This window comes from Mitsuaria sp. BK041, from assembly GCF_014193085.1.
Lineage (GTDB): Bacteria > Pseudomonadota > Gammaproteobacteria > Burkholderiales > Burkholderiaceae_C > Roseateles.
In genome coordinates this window covers 853,035-871,075 of sequence record NZ_JACHYT010000002.1, presented here as the reverse complement: position 1 = coordinate 871,075, position 18,041 = coordinate 853,035, and the positions used below count along the sequence as shown (strand labels likewise).

Annotated in this window: 12 protein-coding genes; 2 read left to right on the top strand and 10 right to left on the bottom strand. The window is 70.3% G+C overall.

Annotated features, from left to right (window positions below; genetic code table 11):
• Nucleotide 1: 1 nt before the first annotated feature.
• On the top strand, nt 2–2,326 hold the full coding sequence (locus FHT38_RS19650; protein WP_183492967.1) for a GH92 family glycosyl hydrolase: 2,325 nt from the start codon (nt 2–4) through the stop codon (nt 2,324–2,326).
• Between the two features lie 3 nt (nt 2,327–2,329).
• Here the strand turns inward: FHT38_RS19650 and FHT38_RS19645 are convergent, their stop codons facing one another.
• The 3 genes from FHT38_RS19645 to FHT38_RS19635 form a co-directional block, all read right to left on the bottom strand.
• Nucleotides 2,330–3,589 (bottom strand): sugar MFS transporter, encoded by a 1,260-nt coding sequence (locus FHT38_RS19645; protein ID WP_183482690.1) that lies wholly within the window; start codon nt 3,587–3,589, stop codon nt 2,330–2,332.
• Nucleotides 3,590–3,725: 136 nt separating this feature from the next.
• On the bottom strand, nt 3,726–4,715 hold the full coding sequence (locus tag FHT38_RS19640) for a LacI family DNA-binding transcriptional regulator (protein WP_091727636.1): 990 nt from the start codon (nt 4,713–4,715) through the stop codon (nt 3,726–3,728).
• A 238-nt stretch (nt 4,716–4,953) separates the two neighbouring features.
• A complete protein-coding gene (locus FHT38_RS19635) occupies nt 4,954–5,853 on the bottom strand; it encodes an alpha/beta fold hydrolase (RefSeq protein ID WP_183492966.1) in 900 nt (299 codons plus the stop codon).
• 119 nt (nt 5,854–5,972) lie between these two features.
• On the opposite strand from FHT38_RS19635, the gene FHT38_RS19630 reads away from it, so the two are divergent.
• Entirely contained in the window at nt 5,973–6,680 is a 708-nt protein-coding gene (locus FHT38_RS19630) for a bifunctional 2-polyprenyl-6-hydroxyphenol methylase/3-demethylubiquinol 3-O-methyltransferase UbiG (RefSeq protein ID WP_183492965.1), read from the top strand.
• A 64-nt stretch (nt 6,681–6,744) separates the two neighbouring features.
• Here FHT38_RS19630 and FHT38_RS19625 read toward each other — a convergent pair whose 3' ends face one another.
• From FHT38_RS19625 to FHT38_RS19595, 7 genes are all read right to left on the bottom strand, one after another.
• A complete protein-coding gene (locus FHT38_RS19625) occupies nt 6,745–7,251 on the bottom strand; it encodes a hypothetical protein (RefSeq protein WP_091727630.1) in 507 nt (168 codons plus the stop codon).
• Nucleotides 7,252–7,389: 138 nt separating this feature from the next.
• On the bottom strand, nt 7,390–8,772 hold the full coding sequence (locus FHT38_RS19620; RefSeq protein WP_183492964.1) for a glycoside hydrolase family 5 protein: 1,383 nt from the start codon (nt 8,770–8,772) through the stop codon (nt 7,390–7,392).
• 121 nt (nt 8,773–8,893) lie between these two features.
• The gene (locus FHT38_RS19615; protein WP_091727621.1) at nt 8,894–10,354 is read right to left on the bottom strand and encodes an MFS transporter; all 1,461 of its coding nucleotides are present in this window, start codon (nt 10,352–10,354) and stop codon (nt 8,894–8,896) included.
• Between the two features lie 8 nt (nt 10,355–10,362).
• Complete coding sequence (locus FHT38_RS19610; RefSeq protein ID WP_221213858.1) at nt 10,363–11,766, bottom strand: GH1 family beta-glucosidase; 1,404 nt, start codon at nt 11,764–11,766, stop codon at nt 10,363–10,365.
• A 51-nt stretch (nt 11,767–11,817) separates the two neighbouring features.
• Nucleotides 11,818–13,149 carry a GDSL-type esterase/lipase family protein gene (locus tag FHT38_RS19605; RefSeq protein WP_183492962.1) on the bottom strand — a complete coding sequence of 444 codons (1,332 nt, stop codon included), beginning with the start codon at nt 13,147–13,149 and terminating at the stop codon, nt 11,818–11,820.
• Between the two features lie 50 nt (nt 13,150–13,199).
• A complete protein-coding gene (locus FHT38_RS19600) occupies nt 13,200–15,764 on the bottom strand; it encodes a glycosyl hydrolase family 95 catalytic domain-containing protein (RefSeq protein ID WP_255488866.1) in 2,565 nt (854 codons plus the stop codon).
• Nucleotides 15,761–18,040 (bottom strand): exo-alpha-sialidase, encoded by a 2,280-nt coding sequence (locus tag FHT38_RS19595; RefSeq protein ID WP_183492961.1) that lies wholly within the window; start codon nt 18,038–18,040, stop codon nt 15,761–15,763. Before FHT38_RS19595 ends, FHT38_RS19600 begins: the two co-directional genes overlap by 4 nt.
• Nucleotide 18,041: the final 1 nt, after the last annotated feature.

Here is an 18,041-nt window from a genome sequence, read left to right as displayed (position 1 = left end):
CATGACCTCACGCCGCGACCTGCTCAAGATGGCGCTCGCCACCGGCCTGCCGCTGACCGGCTGCGCCGGCCCCTCGCGCCAGGCCGCGTCCCCGGGCGCCGCCGCGCAAGACCGCCTCACCCGCCATGTCGACGTGTTCATCGGCACCGGCGATCACGGCCACACCACGCCGGCCGCCACGCGGCCCTTCGGCATGGTGCAGCTGGGCCCCGACACCTACAACGCGGACTGGGACGCCTGCTCGGGCTATCACGACAAGGACCGCTCGATCATGGGCTTCTCCCACACGCACCTCAGCGGCACCGGCATCGGTGACCTGCTGGACGTGCTGGTGATGCCCTGCGTCGGCGAGGTGCGGCGGCAGCCCGGACCGCCAGGCAATCCGGAGCTGGGCTGGCGCGCGCCGTTCACGCATCAGGACCAGTCCGCCGAGCCCGGCTTCTACCGCGTCGCGCTGCGCGATCGCGATGTCACTGTCGAGCTCACCGCCACCGAGCGCGTCGGTCTACATCGCTACCGCTTCGGCCAGCACACGCGCAGCCATCTGATGGTGGACCTGCGTCATGGCATGCAGGACAAGCCGGGCGTTCCCACGCGCGTGCCATGGGCCGAGCTGGAGGTGGTCGGCGACGACATGCTGCTCGGCGGCCGCGCGGTCGACCAGTGGGCGCAGGGCCGGCAGGTCTACTTCGCGATGCAGTTCTCGCGTCCCTTCGAGCGCTTCGAGGTGTTCAACGGCAACGGCGCGGACGGCGCGGCCACGCGTGTCTCGCGCGGCACGCAGCTGCTGGCGGCGCTGCACTGGCGCTCGGAAGCGGGCGAGCCGCTGCTGGTCAAGTGCGGCATCTCCTACGTCAGCGCGGAGGGCGCGCTGCGCAATCTGCGCGAGGAGCTGCCCGGCTGGGATTTCGAGCAGGTGCGCGCGTCAGCCAGCGCGGCCTGGGAGCGCGAGCTCGCCGCGCTGCGGCTGCGGACCTTCGACGAGCGGCATCAGCGCATGCTCTACACCGCGCTGTATCACTCCCTGCTCGCGCCGACCCTGTTCAGCGACGTGGACGGCCAGTACCGCGGCATGGACCTGCGCGTGCATCAGCTGTCGCCGGGCGAGCGCAACTACACGCAGTACTCGCTGTGGGACACCTACCGCAGCCTGCATCCGCTGCTGACGATGCTCACGCCGGCGCGCGTGCCGGACCTGGTCAACAGCCTCATCCGCATGGCGGAGCAGAGCGATCAAGGCGTGCCGGTGTGGCCGCTGCACGGCCGCGAGACCGGCTGCATGATCGGCTACCACTCGGCGGTGGTGCTGGCCGAGGCCCAGGCCAAGGGCTTCGCCGGCATCGACTTCCAGCGCGCCTGGCCGCTGTGGCGCCAGCGCGCGATGGACGACGCGTACCGCGGTCTGCCCGATTACCGCCGGCTGGGTTTCATCCCGTCCGACCGCGAGGAGGAGGCGGCCAGCAAGACCCTCGAGTACGCCTACGACGACTGGGCGCTGGCCCGCCTCGCGCGGGGCGTCGGCGCCGAGGCGGACGCGGAGTTGCTGCGCCAGCGCTCGCTGAACTATCGCCATGTCTTCGATCCGGCGCTTCGTTTCGTGCGGCCTCGCCTGGCCGACGGCCGCTGGACCGAGCCCTTCGATCCGCGAGCGCTGGGCCATTCGGATCGCTGGCGCGACTTCACCGAGTCCAATGCCTGGCAGGCCACTTTCCTCAACCAGCACGACGTGGCCGGCTACATGGCGCTCTTCGGCGGCGAGGCGGCCTTCGTCGCCCAGCTCGATGCGCTGTTCACCACGAGCTCGGAGCAACTGCCGGGCGCGCCGCCCGACATCTCGGGGCTGATCGGCCAGTACGCCCATGGCAACGAGCCCAGCCACCACATCGCGTATCTCTATGCCTACGCCGGCCAGCCTTGGAAGACGCAGGCGCGCGTGCGGCAGATCATGGACACGCTCTACAGCGACCGGCCCGACGGCCTGTCCGGCAACGAGGACTGCGGGCAGATGTCGGCCTGGCTGGTGCTCAGCGCGCTGGGGCTATACCCGGTGGATCCGGTCAGCGCGCGTTATGTCTTCGGCAGTCCACTGGTGGAGCGCGCCGAACTGGCCCTGCCGGGCGGCAGGACGCTGGAGATCGAGGCGCGCGGCAACGGCCCCGACCGGATCTACGTGCAGTCGGTGACCTGGCGGGGGCAGCCGCACACGCGCAGCTGGATCGACCACGCCACCCTGATGCAGGGCGGCCGGCTGGTGTTCACGATGGGCGCCGAGCCCAATCCCGGCTTCGGCGCGGCGCCGGCCTCGCGGCCGCCCGCGGCCGTCTGAGCTTCACTGCTTCACATACATCGAGGCGTAGCGCGCCCCGAAGTAGAGGATGAACGCATAGCAGGCGGCGGGCAGCAGGAAGGACAGCTGCACGCCCAGGTGGTCGGCCAGCGCGCCCTGCGCGAAGGGCACGATGGCGCCGCCGACGATGGCCATGCACAGGATGCCGGAGCCCTGGCCGGTGTGCCGGCCCAGGCCGTGGATGGCCATGCTGAAGACGGTGGGGAACATGATGGAGTTGCACAGGCCCACGGCCAGGATGGCCCACATCGCCACGCTGCCGTGGCCGAAGGTGGCGGTCAGCACCAGCGCGATCGCCACCAGGGCGTTGAAGGCCAGCGTCCGGCCCGGGCTCACCGAGCGCATCACGACGAAGCCGATGAAGCGTCCGACCATGGCGCCGGCCCAGTACAGGCTGACGTAGCGCGCGGCGTCGGCATGCGCCAGGCCGGCGATGTTGCCTTCGCCCAGGAAGTTGATGAGGAAGCTGCCGATGCTCACCTCCGCGCCCACGTACAGGAAGATGCCGATCGCCCCCAGCACCAGATGGCGGTGCGCCCAGGCCGAGCCGTGGCCTTCGCCGTCCAGGGCGAGGTCCTCGCCGTCCTCGATGCGCGGCAGCCTGGCCTTCAGGAAGAACAGCGCGAGCAGCGCGAGCGCGGCGGCCAGCGCGAGATAGGGGCCGCGCACGGTGGATGCCGCGCCGGCGGCGGCGCCCGAGATGGACAGGATCAGCAGGCCGCCGGCGGCGGGACCGATGGTGGTGCCCAGCGAGTTGAAGGCCTGGGTGAGGTTGAGGCGGCTCGAGGCCGTGCGGGCCGGACCGAGCACGGTCACGTACGGATTGGCGGCGACCTGCAGGACCGTGATGCCCGAGGCCAGCACGAAGAACGCCAGCAGGAACAGGCCGTAGCCGCCGAAGGAGGCCGGGTAGAACAGCGCGCAGCCGACGGCCGCGATCAGCAGGCCGGCCACCGCGCCCCGCTGGTAGCCCAGGCGCCGGATCAGCGCGCCCGCGGGCAGCGAGACGATGAAGTAGGCGCCGAAGAAGCAGAACTGCACCATCATCGCCTGCACGTAGCTGAGCGTGTAGATGGCCTTGAGGTGAGGGATGAGGATGTCGTTCAGCGAGGTGATCAGCCCCCACATGAAGAACAGCACCGTGACGATGACCAGCGCGCCGCTGTGGCCGCTGTCACTGGTGGCGGGGCCGGCGGCCGCGCCCGATGCGGCCGCGGCGGGGCGGGGGGATACGTGTTCCATGTTGTCTCCGTCTCGTGATGGGATCGCCGTGACGCCTTCGCTGCGTCACTGCGTCGATGCGCAGGGGTTCAAGGCCTTGCGGCGTCACGCCGCGATGCCGGCCCGCAGTGGCTCGGGGGACGCGGGAGGCAGGGCGCTAGTCGTCGCAGCTGCTTTCACGCACGACCAGGTCGACCGGCAGGACGAGTTCCTCGATGGGGTCCTCGGGCTTGAGCCGCAGCAGCAGGTCGACGCCGGCGGCGCCGAGCGCCTCCTTGTCCACCCGCAGCGTGCTGAGCGGCGGCACGCTGGTGGCGGCGCCGCTGATGTCGTCGAAGCCGACGATGGCGATGTCCTGCGGCACCTTGATGCCCTGGCCGCGGCAATGGGCCATCGCCACGAGGGCCGTGCTGTCGTTGTAGCAAAGCACGGCGTCGGGCGGCCTGGGCAGGCTGAGCAGGCGCTGCATCGCCTCGACGACGCCGCTGTCGCCGTCGCCCAGTTGGGGAACGATGACCTCGAGGTCGGGATCGGCCAGCGTCCTGGACTCGAAGAGCGCACGACGGAAGCCGCGGTTGCGCTGCTCGATGCTGAAGTGCGCCAGCGACCCGGACAGCATCGCGATGCGCCGCCGGCCGCTGCGCAGCAGATGCCGGGTGGCGAGGTAGCCGCCCATCGCGTTGTCCGGATTGACCGAGGTGAAGCCCCGCTGCTGCATGTCGATCAGCACCATGGGCTTGCCGGTCTGCTTCAGCGCGGCGAGCACCTCGGGCTCGAAGAAGCCGGCGCACAGCAGCGCGTCGGGCTGATGCAGCCGGATCTGCTCCATCACCGGCGCGGCGGGACCGACCACGTTGAAGGACAGGGCGATGCCCTCGCGCCGGCAGGCTTCCTCGGCGCCATGCAGGACCGGCGAGAAGAAGGGGCTGGAGGCCAGCGTGTTGTGCTGGCTGTGCAGCAGGAAGGCGATGCGCCGGATGCGCACCTTGCGCAGCTGGGAGAAGTCGTAGCCCATCCGCTGGGCGGCGTCCTGGACCTTGAGGCGGGTGGCATCGGTCATGCCCGCCTGGTTCTTGAGCGCGCGCGAAATGGTGCCGGACGACAGACCGGTCGCCTGCGCGATGTCTCGGATCGTGACTTGGCTCATGGACGCGTGAACATTTACTAAACACCTCGTGAAGAACGATCTTCAAGACGAGCTTGCCCGCCAGTCGTTCTGTCATCGGGGTTTCGTTATAGATCGGCCCTGCCGTGAGGGTCAATCGGAACGGTTGTCCAGCGCTGTCTTTATCTCGATTTACTAAACAAGTCCAACGCGTCTAAACGGAACCGGGAGGGCGCGGAGCCAGTCCCGGCCTCGGCCGAACTCGAGGGAAGACCTGCGGCTAGCTTCGCGATGCCGCGTCTTCCAGGCCCTTCGCGAAACCCAGGATGGTGCGAGCAAGTTGCTCCGGCTGTTCCTCCGCGATGTGGTGGCCGCAGTCGAAGACCTGTTCGGTCACCGCGTCGTCGCACCACTCCCGCCAGATCTCGACGGGATCGCCGTACAGCCTGCCGAGGTCGTCGCCGGAGGCCCATCCGAACAGGAGCGGGCATTGCACCTTCCTCCCGGCGGCTCGATCGGCCTCTTCGTGCTCGCGATCGATGCCCAGTCCCGCGCGATAGTCCTCCAGCATGGCGAAGACCGTGGACGGATCGTGGATGGCCCGCTGGTAGTCCTCGAAAGCGCGGTCCCCCATCAGGCGGCGCTTCTGCTCGGGATCACCGTACCAACCATTGGGATCGCGATTGATGGCCGCCTCGGGCTTGTCCGGCTGAGCGAAGAAGAACCAGTGCCACCAGGCTTGAGCGAATTCGGCACCGCAGCGACGCAAGGCCTCGGAGATCGGCACGGCGTCCAGGATGACAAGGCCGCGGACCAGGTCCGGATGGTCCAACGCCAATCGCAGGGCGACGTAGGCGCCGCGGTCGTGGCCGGCAACGATGAATCGACGATGCCCCAGCTGCGCCATCAACTCCACCAGGTCCGAGGCCATCGACCGTTTGCTGTACGGCGCGTGGCGCGCGTCGCTCGGTGGTTTGCTCGATTCCCCATAACCCCGCAGATCCGGACACACCACCGAATGACGCTCCGCAAGCATCGGCGCGACGCCGTGCCAGGTGGCGTGCGTGCGCGGATGCCCATGAAGCAGGAGCACCGCGGGATCACCGGATCCGCCCTGTCGATAGCGGAGCGTTGCTTGCGACAACGTGGCGCGGGCCAGGGAAAAGCCTTCGAAGTACATGTGAATCGGTGGGCAACCGGTGGGCCTGCGCGCGGCCGCGTATCAGAATGGCGCTCGCCTCCGATGGTCGGACGTGATCGGCCCGGAAGTCCCCGCCAACGCACACTGCGACGCACGACATGGAAGCCACCCGCGAACCCCACTTCACCGGCACCGGCCCGGGCAGCCAGACCCACGACGGCTGCTCCGTCGAGCTCTACCGCCGCGCCAGGTACGCCGGCGAGATCGATCACCTCCGCTCGCACTTCCTCCCTGGCGCCTCCGTCCTCGATCTCGGTTGCGGCACGGGTCTGCTCGCCCATCGACTCCTGGACTTCGGCTGCAACGTGACCGGGGTCGACAACTCCGCGGAGATGCTGGCCCACGTCTCCGACCGCGTGCGCCGCATCCACGCCGACATCGGGCAACTCGATCTCGCCGAGCGCTTCGATGTCGTGCTCCTGCCCAGCGGCCTCATCAATCACGCCGATGCCACCGTCCGGTGCGCCTTCGTCGCCGCCGCCGGCCGGCATGTCGCGCCGCACGGCCAACTGATCCTTCAATGCCAGGACGCCCACTGGCTGCGGACCGCCGCCCTCGGGCCGCTGAGCCGTTCGAGCGAACTGTCGATCGACGTGGCTGCATTGGCGCGCGCCACCGTCGACGGAATCGAGCAAGTCCGCATGACGCTGCGCTACGTCATGGGCGATGACGCGTGGACGCATGCCTTCGCGTTGGTGCCGCTCGACGAATCGGCGATCGCGGCACTGCTGCGCGACCACGGGTTCGACGCACCGAGGGCCCTCGACGACGCGCGTCGCTGGTTCGTGGCGAAGCCGCGGCGCTGAGGGCGCTGGTGTCAGCCGCGGCTGTCCCAGCCGGCGCTCGACGCATGCGCGGGCTCGGCGTCGCTCATCCCGCGTCGCGTCGCTCACCGCGACGCAAGGCGCCGTCGGCGAGGCGGTCGCGATAGTCCTCGATCGCCATCGAGCCGCAGCGGTCCTGGCCGTCCTCGGTCCAGCGCAGCACCGCGCGGTGCTCGCTCTGCTCGATCGTGCAGGGGCCGCGAGGCACCTGCACCGCGTCCTCGACCGTGGCCTGCAGGGTCATCGGGCGCTCGACGAAACCCTCGCAGGGCGCGGACAGCTCCGGCCCGCCGGCCGATGCGGTCGGGGCCGCATCGCCGCCCGGCGGCATTTCGCTGCCTGGCTTCAGCGTCCAGTCCTTCGCGTCGCGCAGGGTCGTGTGCGGCTCGGCGATCTTGGTCGCCCCGCCGACAGCGATGGGATCGCTCGCCGGGAAGGTGTCCTCGATGGCGCTGTCCAGCAGCTCCTGGTAGGTCGGCAGCTTCTCGCTGGGGTGCTTGGCTTCACCGGCGAGGCGCTGGGCTTCCTTCTTCAACTGATCGTCTTGCGGCATGGCGTGCAGGGGAGAGTCGTTGCGGGGAGCGGCGCGTCCTCGGGACGCGCCGCCGGGCGGCTGGCGCTCGCCGCCCCTGGCCCTGCGGCAAGCGGGATTCCCATGCGTAGGCAAGTGGAAGCGCCGCCGCGCGCACCCTCACTTCGCCGCGTCGACGATGCCGCTCACGATCGACGGATAGACCACCGCGCCGGTGTTGCGGTCGAACAGCCCCATGCTGTGGTTGTCGTTCGGATAACCCGCGTCCCAGTAGACCGGCACCGCGCCACGCGTCCACGCCGCGCGCGCCACGTAGCGGTCCCACGCCGTGCGATACGTCTCCGCGCCGGCGTACTCGGTGCGGCGGATCGCGCCGAACTCACCCAGGATCACCGGGATGCCCTGGTCGACGAAGCGCGTCTTCATCTTCTGGAACTGGCCGTCGATGTAGGCCTCGTTCGCCCAGGTCTCCGTGTTGGCCGCGCTGGTCGCACCCGCGCCCCATTGCCAGATGCTGCTGTTCTGGTTCAACGTGAAGTTGTAGGGGTCGTAGAAGTGCACTTCCATCATCAACCGGCGGCCCACCGAGTCACTCGGCATCGTCGCGAAATTCACCGTGTGGTCGATGTTGGTGTTGAAGCCCTGCACGATCAGGTGGCGCGCCAGGTTGTTGCCGCCGGTCGCACGCACCGCGTTCACGAAGGTCTGGTTGAAGCTGTTCTGCACCGTGTAGTACTCGACCGTCGGCGTGCCGTAGTCGCCGTCGACCATCACCTCGTTGGTGCCCGCGAACAGCAGCGTGTCGTCGTAGCCCTTGAAGTTGTTGGCGATCTGCGTCCAGAACTTGGTGATGCGCGCATTGACCGCCGACTGCTGGGCATAGGTCGGCTGCATCCAGCCGCCATCCCAGTGGATGTTGATCATCGTGTACAGGCCGGCATTGCGCGCGTAGTTGACGACCTGCGTCACGCGCGCCATCCAGGTCGCGCTGATGTTGTCGTTGGCATCGGCGTACTGCTTCCAGGACACCGGGATCCGCACCGTCTTGAAGCCGGCCGCCTTCACCGCGTTGAACATCGACTGCGTCACCGCCGGATTGCCCCATGCGGTCTCGCCGCCAATGGCCTCCAGCGAGTTGCCCAGGTTCCAGCCCGCGCCCATCAGCTTGGACAGTTGCAGGCTGGTCAGGTCCCGCATGCCGGGCACGGTGAGCACGAAGTTCTGCGTCGACTTGGCGCCGCAGCTGTTGGTGTACGTCGCCACCGCGGTGCAACTGGCCTTGGCGGTCAGGCCCAGCTCGCGCGTGTTGGCCGATGCGCCGCAGCCGGTCCAGGACCACGACCCGCCGCTGGTCGGCTGCGGTCCGAGCGTCAGCGTGCCGCCGGCGGCCACCGTCGCCGACGAGGTGTTGCTCCAGGCGCCGCTGCCGACCCTGACGTAGGGCTTGATCGCCGTCGGCGAGCAGCTCTGCGCGCCCGCCTCCAGTCCGCTCGTCAGGCCGGTCGCCGCCATCAGCAGCGCGGCCAGGGTTTTTGCCTTCATCGTCTTGTCTCCGTGAGTTTGTGATGGGCATGCGCGCGGTCGCGCGCATGGTCCGGTGAGGACTCTGGAAAACTCGATAGACAGCAGAGGGACAGCGGGCGCCGGCACCGGCCGGCGCGCCTCAGACGGCGCCGCGTTGGGCCTCGAGGCGGGCGCGGATCTCGGCCATGCCGCGCTCGGTCAGCTCGAAGCGCGACACCGAGATCAGCGCCAGCAGCAGGCCCAGCACCGGGATGGCCGACAGCAGGATGCGGATCATGAAGATCGCGTGGTCGCTCTGCACCGGCAGCTTCGAATCGAAGCCGGTGAACTGCAGGATCCAGCCCGACGCGCCCACGCCCAGCGCGATGCCGACCTTGGAGATCCACGACTGGCAGGCCGCGAACGAGCCCTCGCGGCGCTGGCCGGTCTGCAGCTCGTCGTAGTCGATGACGTCGGCCACCGTCGAGCCGTAGAGCGTCCAGAAGCCCGCGCCGGTGAAGGCGACGAAGCCACAGGCCAGCAGCTGCAGCGCGGGGCGCTCGGGGTCGTAGAGCCACCAGTCGCCGATGAAGGCGCAGATCGCCAGCGACAGCACCAGCGCCAGCGCCGCGCGCTTGCCGTGGCGCCGCGCGATGTAGTTGAAGAACGGGATGCCGAGGAAGCCGAACACCATGCCCGCCACGCCCATCGCGGTGTTCCACTTGGTCGCCAGCGCGATGTCGCCCTTGCAGACGTAGTAGACGGTGGCGTAGTAGCCCAGCGCCGACACCATCGCCGTGCCGATGCCGTAGGCCAGCATCATGCCCAGGATGTGCCGGAACGGCCGGCAGCGCAGCGTGCGCCACAGCGTGTCGGCGAAGGGGATGTGCGTCTGCGAATGCGCCACCAGCTTCTCGTAGTAGCGCTCGCGTACCGTCATGAACATCACGATGGACACCGCCACCATCACCGCGCCCAGCAGCGCGCAGTAGGTCTGCGCGCCGCGCAGGATGTCGGGCTTGCCGTCGGCGTCGTGGAACCAGGCCAGCGTCGTGAACTGCGCGGCGAAGAACATCGCCAGCTCGGGCGCCTTCTGGATCGCGTTCTTGATCGACATCACGTTGGTGCGCTCGTGATAGTCGGGCGTCATCTCCGAGCCCAGGCTCAGCCAGGGCATGTTGAAGCAGCTCATCACCGGCACGTAGATGGCGGTGGAGATGACCATGAACATGAAGTACTGCATGTCCGTCCAGCCGCGGCCGACGGCGAACATCAGCGGCAGGCCGATGCCCGCCAGCACGCCGCCGACCAGGATGAAGGGCCGGCGCCGGCCGTAGCGGGTGCGGGTGTTGTCGGAGATCCAGCCGAAGATCGCATCCGACGCGGCGTCGATGAAGATCTTGATCATCTGCGCCGTGGAGATCAGGCCCGGCGCGACGCCCAGGAACACGTTGAAGACGTGGAAGGCGAGCGACGCATAGAGCCAGTGGCCCCACAGGTCGATCATCGAGCCGAGCCCGTAGCCGACCTTCTGCGGCATTGGCACGCGGTCGGCGGGACGGATCACGTGCGGCGCCGGCGCGGTGCCGGAGTCGGAGGAGGTCAGGCTGGTGGCGCTCATGGCGGGCCTCAGAGGATGCGGCGTTCCTGGACGATGCGGGCGTAATACCGCGCCGAGAGCTTGGGCGTGCGGACCTGCGTGCCGTAGTCGCAATGCACGATGCCGAAGCGCCGCTGGTAGCCGTCCTCCCATTCGAAGTTGTCGATGAAGGACCAGAGGAAATAACCGTTCACCGGCACGCCGTCGCCGATCGCGCGATGCAGCTCGCGCAGGTGGCCGCGCACGAAGTCGCGCCGGTGCAGGTCGTGGCATTCGCCGTCGGTCACCGGCTCGTCGTCGTAGCCGCAGCCGTTCTCGGTGATGTAGATCGAGCGGTGGCCGTAGAGCTGCACCGCCATCCGCGGCGCCCAGTACATCGACTGCGGCACCAGGTGCAGCCAGGGCGGATCGGCGCGCGGATAGTTCTTCGGCAGCGCGAGCTGCTCGTAACCCTGTTCGTTGTCGGCCGCTCGCACGTAGTGGCCGGTGTAGATGTTCAGGCCCAGGAAGTCGGTGGGCTGGCTGATCAGGTCGAAGTCGCCGGGCAGCACCTTGGGCGCGGCGGCGCCGACGCGCTTCAGGTAGGACTCGGGATAGTGGCCGGCGTGGATCGCGCCCAGGATGTGGGCATTGCGGTCGCGGAACCAGGCCGTCGCGGCGGCGATGTCCTCGGGACTTTCGCTGACCGGCACGCTGACGTCGCAGTTGTCGGTCAGGCCGACCTGGGCACCCGGGCCGCCATGCTGGCGCACCGCGCGCACCGCGTGGCCATGGGCCACGATCGCGTGGTGGTAGGTCTGGTTGACGACCGCCTCGGGCTCGCGGCGGCCCGGCGCCTTGGTGCCGAAGCCGTAGGCCAGCATCGTGAAGCAGCGGATCTCATTGAGCGTGATCCAGTGCTTCACATCATCGGCGAAGGCCTTCACGACGACCTCCGCATAACGCGCGAAGGCGTCGACGGTCTCGCGCGAGGTCCAGCCGCCGCGCTCCTCCAGCGCCATCGGCAGGTCCCAGTGGAACAGCGTGACCCAGGGCGTGATGCCGTGCTTGCGCATGCTCGCGAAGAGGCGGCGGTAGAAGGCGATGCCTTCCTCGTTCACCGCGCCGGTGCCGTCGGGAATGATGCGCGGCCAGGCGATGGACATGCGGTAGTCCTTCAGGCCCAGCGAGGCCATCAGCGCGAAGTCCTCGTCGAAGCGGTGGTAGTGGTCGACGGCCACGTCCAGCGTGTCGCCGCCATGGACGGCGCCGGGCTGGCGGCTGAAGCGGTCCCAGTTGGACTCGCCCTTGCCGCCTTCGAAGGCGGCGCCCTCGATCTGCGGCGCGGAGGCGGAGACGCCGAACACGAAGCTGGCCGGGAAGGGCGAGGCGTAACCGAAGGCCGGCAGCGGCGTCAGCGGGAACAGCGGCGAGGGAGCGGTGGTGGAACTCAAGGGACTGCTCATGGGTCAGGGTGGATCGGGGCCGGCGCGGACAGGGCCGGCTCAGCGGGAGACTTCAAGGAGACGCAGCAGCGTCGGATTCATCGCTTCCGCCCAGAGGCGGTAGCCGCGTTCGGAGGGGTGCAGCCAATCGGGCATCACCTCGGCCGACAGCGTGCCGTCGGGATTCGTCAGTGATGCGCCGATGTCGAGGAAGTGGACGACCTCGCCGTCCGCGAAGCCGCGGATCAGCGCATTGATCTCGTTGTTGAGGCGGCGGCCGCGGCCGTCGGGCTTGGGATCGCGCGGGAAGATCGCCAGCAGCAGGATCTTGCTGGCGGGCTGGCGCATGCGGATCTCGTCGATCAGGCGGCGGATGCCGGCGGCCGTGGCCGTCGGCTCGTCCTGCCGGTCGCCGGTGTTGTTGGTGCCGATCATCAGCACGGTGACCTTGGGCGCGATGCCGTCGATCTCGCCATGCTGCAGGCGCCACAGCACGTTCTCGGTGTGGTCGCCGCCGAAGCCCAGGTCCAGCGCGTCGTAGCGCGCGTAGTGCTCGGCCCAGACCGCCTTGCCGGCATCCTCCCAGCCCTGGGTGATGGAGTCGCCGATGAACACCACCGATGGGTTCTTGCCCGCCTCGCGCATCGCGCGGATCGCGGCCAGCTTCTGCTCGTGGCGCGGCATCCACCAGTCCAGCGACCAGGACTGCAGCAGCGGCGAGGGCGTGACCGACTCGGTGCGGTAGTTCGGGCAGACCGCGTTGGGCTGGCCGCGTCGCAGCACGCGCACGTTGGCGATCGACAGCTCGCCGCGGCCGCCGGTCTCGACCGAGAACGGCAGCGTGACGCGGCTGAAGTCGTCGCCGTCGCGATGGAAGCACGACAGCGCGAAGGACAGCCGCTGCCACCCCTGGCCTTCGAGCGCGCGGCCCGGCAGCAGGAAGTTGAGCTTGCGCTCGCAGCCGTCGCCGCAGGCCAGCTTGAACGAGAGCCCGCCCTGGCTCAGGTCCTTGACGTTGATGTCGAACTCCAGCGTGCCGTGCGCGAGGTAAGGCCGCAGGTCGACGGGCGTGTCGCCGGTCACGCGCAGGCTCGCATACCAGGCGTCCTGCCAGCTCATCGTGACCGCGTCGCGCGCGCCGTCCTTGCCGCTGCGCCGGGCCGAGATCCGGGTGTTCGGGGACTCGGGCTTGGGCGCCGGGGGCGAGTCGGCGCGATCGCCGGTCAGCGGCGCGCTGCGCTCGAAGTCGCCGATCGTCAGCTGGTAGCCCTTCATCGGCTGGCCGACGAAGACGCGCAGTTCGTCGGCGGGCGCGGGCGGCGCGTCGGAGGCCTGCGCGCCGGTGGTCGCGCAGGTGAGGGCGGCGGACGCGGACAGGAGGATCGGGCTCAACTTCATGGTCTCGGGGGGCGGGAGGGGCGAAACGATCGAGGACATCGGGTTCATCGCACCGGCCGGAGCCGGGCGTCGAGGCGGCGCGTCGCGCCGGGTTCGAGCTGCAGCGTGGTGCGGTGCGTGCCGGCGCGCACGGTCACGCGCCGCGTGCCGGTGAAGCCATCCGCCGAGGCCGCCGGCGCGCGCAGCGTGACCGCGCTGAGCCGGCCCTTGGACCAGGCGAGGTCGACCTCGACGCCACCGCGCGCGCGCAGTCCGCTGACGCGGCCTTCCGGCCAGGCCGCGGGCAGCGCGGGCAGCAACTGGAGCTCGCCGGCATGCGACTGCAGCAGCATCTCGATGACCGCGGCGGTGTAGCCGAAGTTGCCGTCGATCTGGAACGGCGGATGCGCGTCGAGCAGGTTGGGATAGGTGCCGCCGGCGTTGTTGGACTCGGTGCCCGGACCGGCCTGCTGCGCGGCGCGCGCGCCCGGCGTGGCCAGCAGGCCGCGCAGCATGCGGTAGGCGTGGTCGCCGTCGCCCAGGCGCGCCCAGAAGGCCATCTTCCAGGCCATCGACCAGCCGGTGCCCGCATCGCCGCGCGCCTGCAGCGTGCGACGCGCCGCGGCGGCCAGCGCGGGCGTGCGCGCCGGCGAGATCTGCCGTCCCGGGAAGAGCGCGAACAGGTGCGACACATGGCGGTGGGTGTCCCCCGGCGTGTCGAGCACGGGATCGCACTTCTCGTCCAGCCACTCGAGCAACTGGCCCCAGCTGCCGACCTTCGGCCCGGCGAGGCGGTCGCGCAGCGCGGCGACGTGATCGCGCCAGGCGCGCTCGGTGCCGAGCGCATCCGCGGCGGCCACTGCGTTGTTGAACAGGTCCCACAGGATCTGCTGGTCGTAGCTGACGCCGTCCTCGACCGGGCCGTGCTCCGGCGACCAGCCCATCGGCGCGACCAGCCGGCCATCGGGCAGCGGCTTGAGCTGGTCTTCCCAGAACGCGACGACTTCCTTCATCAGCGGCAGCGTGACCTCGCGCAGCTGGCGCTGGTCGCCGCCGAAGGCGTAATGCTCCCAGAAGTGCTGCAGGTACCAGGCGTTGCCGGTCTTGTTCCAGAGGTAGCCCATGCCGCCGAACGGGTTGGATTCGGTGCGCACGGTCCAGCCGCGCACCGGGCGGCCCTGCGCGGTGAGGAAGCGTTCCTCGGGCGGCCGGGCCTCGCCGGCGAAGGCGCCGATGGGAATCGGCTCGCTGGAAGCGGCGGCGCTTGCCGCCCCGCTGGCGCTCGCCGCGTCACGGGCCTGCGCGAGCGCGGCGGCCTCGGCCACCGCGCGCCGGTACATCGGGATCTGGCTCTGGACGAAGGCGAGGAAGGGCCGCGCCATCTCCGCCAGGTTGGCCGTCTCCGCCGGCCAGTAGTTCATCTGGACATTGATGTTGGTGTGGTAGTCCGAGCTCCACGGCGGCGTGAGGCTGTCGTTCCACAGGCCCTGCAGGTTGGCCGGCAGCGAATCCCGCGAACTGGCGATCAGCAGGTAGCGACCGTACTGCGCGTGCAGCGCCTCGAGCTCCGGATCGCCGCCTTCGGCGGTGTAGCGCCGCAGGCGCTCGCCGGTCGGCAGCGCGCGGCGCTCGTTGTCGCTGCGGCCGAGGTCGAGCGCGACCCGCGCGAAGAAGCGCTGGTGGTCGGCGACATGGCGCGCGCGCAGCGTCGTCCAGGGCTGCGCGGACGCGGCCGTCACCTGCGCGGCGACGCGCGGCAGCGGATCGACGCCGCTGTCGAAGGCCTTGGCCGCGTCGGGCAGGTAGCTGGTGCCGGCGCCGAGCACGATCGTCAAGGCGTCACAGCCTTGGAAGACCAGCCGGCCGCCCTCGACGCGCAGCAGGCCGCCCTCGGCGATGACGCGCGCCTGCGCCGCGTAGCGCATGCCATTGGGGAGCGCGCCGGTGGCGGTCAGGCGCGCGCCGTCCTCGGTGCCGGCGCCGTGCGCGAGCACGCGCGCGCCATGGCGATCGGTCAAGGCGAGGCTGCCGCTGTACTGACCGCCGCGATCGGCGCTCAGGCGCAGCACGATGGCCTGCGCCGGATGACTGGCGAGCACCTCGCGCGTGAAGCGCGTGCCGCCGTGGGTGTAGCTGACGCGGTGCAGCGCGTCACCGATGTCGAGCTCGCGCCGGTAGCCGCTGGCCGCCGCGGGCTCGGCGTCGTGACCGGGCAGCGTCAGCACCAGGTCGCCGAAGGGCTGGTAGGCACCCATGGTGCGGCTGTCGCCGACCCACAGGGTGTTCTCGTTGAACTGGATCCGGTCGCGCGCCAGCCCGCCGAACAACATCGCGCCGAGGCGACCGTTGCCGATGGGCAGCGCCTGGCGCTCCCAGCCTTCCGGCGTGTCCGGCGCGGGCGCGCGCTCGAACAGGCGAAGCTCCGAGGCCATTGCCTCGGCGGGGGCGAGCGCGCCCAGGAGCATCACGCCCGCGGCGCCGCCTGCCGCGCCACCCAGCGCGCCGGCCAGCACACCACCCAAAGGCGCTGCGATCGCGGCGAGGGTCGTCGCCGCGATCACCAGCAGCCGGGCGAGCGGGCCCGTGGCCGGCGCGATCCGATGGGCGGCGCTCGGGCCGTGCATGCTCATGAGCCCGTCCTCGGCTTGCCGACGACGATGCCGCGTCCATGCGGCGCGAGGAAGACGGTGCCGTGCTCCAGCGGATCGGCGGCCATCGACAGCAGGCGGCCGTAGCGGTGCAGGTCGTCACCGATGCGGATGAAGCTCCGGCCTTCGTCGTCGCTGCGGAACAGCCCCTCGACCGGCGATGCGCCGCCGACCGACACGCGGCCCCACACATAGATCGCGTGGTAGGAGGCGCCCGTGGCCGCCTTGCCCAGCGCCATCATCCAGGCCTCGGCGACCGGCTTGACCGGCTGCAAGGGCTGGTCGGCCGCGGGCAGGTGGAAGAGGCCGTTGGGCAGTGCGAACCACAGGTCGCGCCCGCGGCCCGGCGCGCACAGCATCTGCGCGTACTGCCAGTCGCCGAGCTGAGGCAGGCCGTTGACGGCGGGCTGGAAACGCTGGCCGCCATCGACGCTCATCAGCACGCGTCCCTGCGCGCGGTCGAGCAGGTAGAAGACGCCTTCCACCGCGCGGTCCGCGACCGGCGCGAGCAGCGGGCTGCGCTCCGCGGGCCAGCCCTCGCAGAGCGACCAACTGCGGCCCTTGTCCTTGGACCACATCGCCGGTTGGCGCTCCGGCGCCCACACCAGGAAGCCGCCCTTGGCGCTGACGGCCACGAGACCGGTCGGCGCGCGATGGCCTTGCGCGTTCTTCGCGTCGCGCGGCGAGGGGCCGAAGGCGCGCCAGTTCACGCCGCCATCGACGGAGACGTAGCCGCCGGTCGGCGCATGGTCCGAGGTGCGCGCCAGCACGCGCGGCTCCAGCTCGGCCGCGTCGACGGAGCGGTTGGTTTCGTTGCTCGGCGCGAACAGGCCGGTCGACGGGTTCTTCGCCAGGTCGTCCCAGGCCGCGCCGGACACGTCGCCCATCGCCGCCAGCAGCGTCGCGCCGCCGGACGGGCTCTTGATCTCCAGCGTCGCCGTCTCCTCGAGGTTCTCGACCTCGAAGCGCCACGCCACCGTGCCGGCCGGAGAACGCGTCGCCGCGGCCAGCGAGTCGGTCATCCACACGCCGTAGCCGGTGCCGTAGACCGCGCGGCCGCCGTCCTGCGGATCGAGCTTCACATCGGCGATCCAGTGGCCCATCGGATCGGGCCGGCGCGTCGCGCGCTTGTAGTTGGCGAGCCAGGGGCGGGACTCGATGTCGTGCTTGGAGCGGGCGCCGATCGCGGTCCAACTCCTGCCGCCGTCCTCGCTGAGGAAGAGGTCGTCGCCGTCGCCCCAGCGCTCGATCGTCGACACGATCAGGCGACCGGGCCGCTGGCGGTCGACGTCCAGCCCGGAGTAGCCGAAGCCCTTCAGCCCTTCGCCGGGCTTGACGGGCGTGATCTCGGTCCAGACAGCCTTGCCGCCGCGCGGCTCGCGTTTCCACACGGCGCCGCGCGACGCGTAGCTCGGATTGACCGCCTGCGGCGCGTCGCTGCCGGCGAAGCTCACGTAGAGCACGCCATCGGGCCCGATGGCCGCGCGCTGCGGCGCCATCGCGGGCGTGCCGGGCTCGCGGGCGAAGCTGCGGCCGCCGTCCTCGGAGACATACAGCCCCGCTTGATCGTGGCTGCCGACGTAGAGCCGCGAGGCCGCCTTGTCCGCCGCGCCGCTCGCCGGATCGACGAGCACCAGCGAGACATGCCTGGCCGGGAAGGCCAGCGGCTGGAAGCTGCGACCGCGGTCGGTGCTCTTGAGCAGGCCGTCCTGCGAGCTGCCGAGGTAGAGCACCTCGCCCACCCAGGGGTCGACCTGCAGCCGCTCGCCGCTGCCGCGGCCGGGCGAGTTGCCGCCGATCTTCAGTTTCAGTTCGTGCTGGGTCCAGGTGCGGCCGCGGTCGCTGGACGCGAGCAGCGCGCCATCGCGCACGTCCTTGCCCAGGTAGAGCCCGCAGGCGAGGTAGACGCGGTCGGCATCGTTGGGATCGACCGCGACGCTCAGCACGCCCATCAGGTCGGCGTCGGCCTTGTCGAGGTGGTCCAGCAGCGGCCACCAGCGCCGCGCCTTCGGATCGAAGCGGTAGGCGCCGCCGATGTCGGTGCGGCAGTACAGCAGGCCGGCCTCGCGCGGATGGAAGACGAAGCCGTCGACGAAACCACCACCGCCGAAGGGCACGCTGCGCCAGTCGTAGGGCACGGCGCCGGTGCCGCCGGCGACGGTCGCGGCGAGCGCGCCCGACAGCGCGGGCACGGCGGGCAGGGCCCCGCTGACAGCGGCCAGGCCGGCGGTGCGGGCGATGAAGCGGCGGCGTTGCATG

Bases quoted from the DNA above. Each gene is read 5' to 3' on its own strand.
- FHT38_RS19650 (WP_183492967.1), top strand. From the start codon at position 2: ATGACCTCACGCCGCGACCTGCTCAAGATGGCGCTCGCCACCGGCCTG.
- FHT38_RS19645 (WP_183482690.1), bottom strand. From the start codon at position 3,589: ATGGAACACGTATCCCCCCGCCCCGCCGCGGCCGCATCGGGCGCGGCC.
- FHT38_RS19640 (WP_091727636.1), bottom strand. From the start codon at position 4,715: ATGAGCCAAGTCACGATCCGAGACATCGCGCAGGCGACCGGTCTGTCG.
- FHT38_RS19635 (WP_183492966.1), bottom strand. From the start codon at position 5,853: ATGTACTTCGAAGGCTTTTCCCTGGCCCGCGCCACGTTGTCGCAAGCA.
- FHT38_RS19630 (WP_183492965.1), top strand. From the start codon at position 5,973: ATGGAAGCCACCCGCGAACCCCACTTCACCGGCACCGGCCCGGGCAGC.
- FHT38_RS19625 (WP_091727630.1), bottom strand. From the start codon at position 7,251: ATGCCGCAAGACGATCAGTTGAAGAAGGAAGCCCAGCGCCTCGCCGGT.
- FHT38_RS19620 (WP_183492964.1), bottom strand. From the start codon at position 8,772: ATGAAGGCAAAAACCCTGGCCGCGCTGCTGATGGCGGCGACCGGCCTG.
- FHT38_RS19615 (WP_091727621.1), bottom strand. From the start codon at position 10,354: ATGAGCGCCACCAGCCTGACCTCCTCCGACTCCGGCACCGCGCCGGCG.
- FHT38_RS19600 (WP_255488866.1), bottom strand. From the start codon at position 15,764: ATGAGCATGCACGGCCCGAGCGCCGCCCATCGGATCGCGCCGGCCACG.
- FHT38_RS19595 (WP_183492961.1), bottom strand. From the start codon at position 18,040: ATGCAACGCCGCCGCTTCATCGCCCGCACCGCCGGCCTGGCCGCTGTC.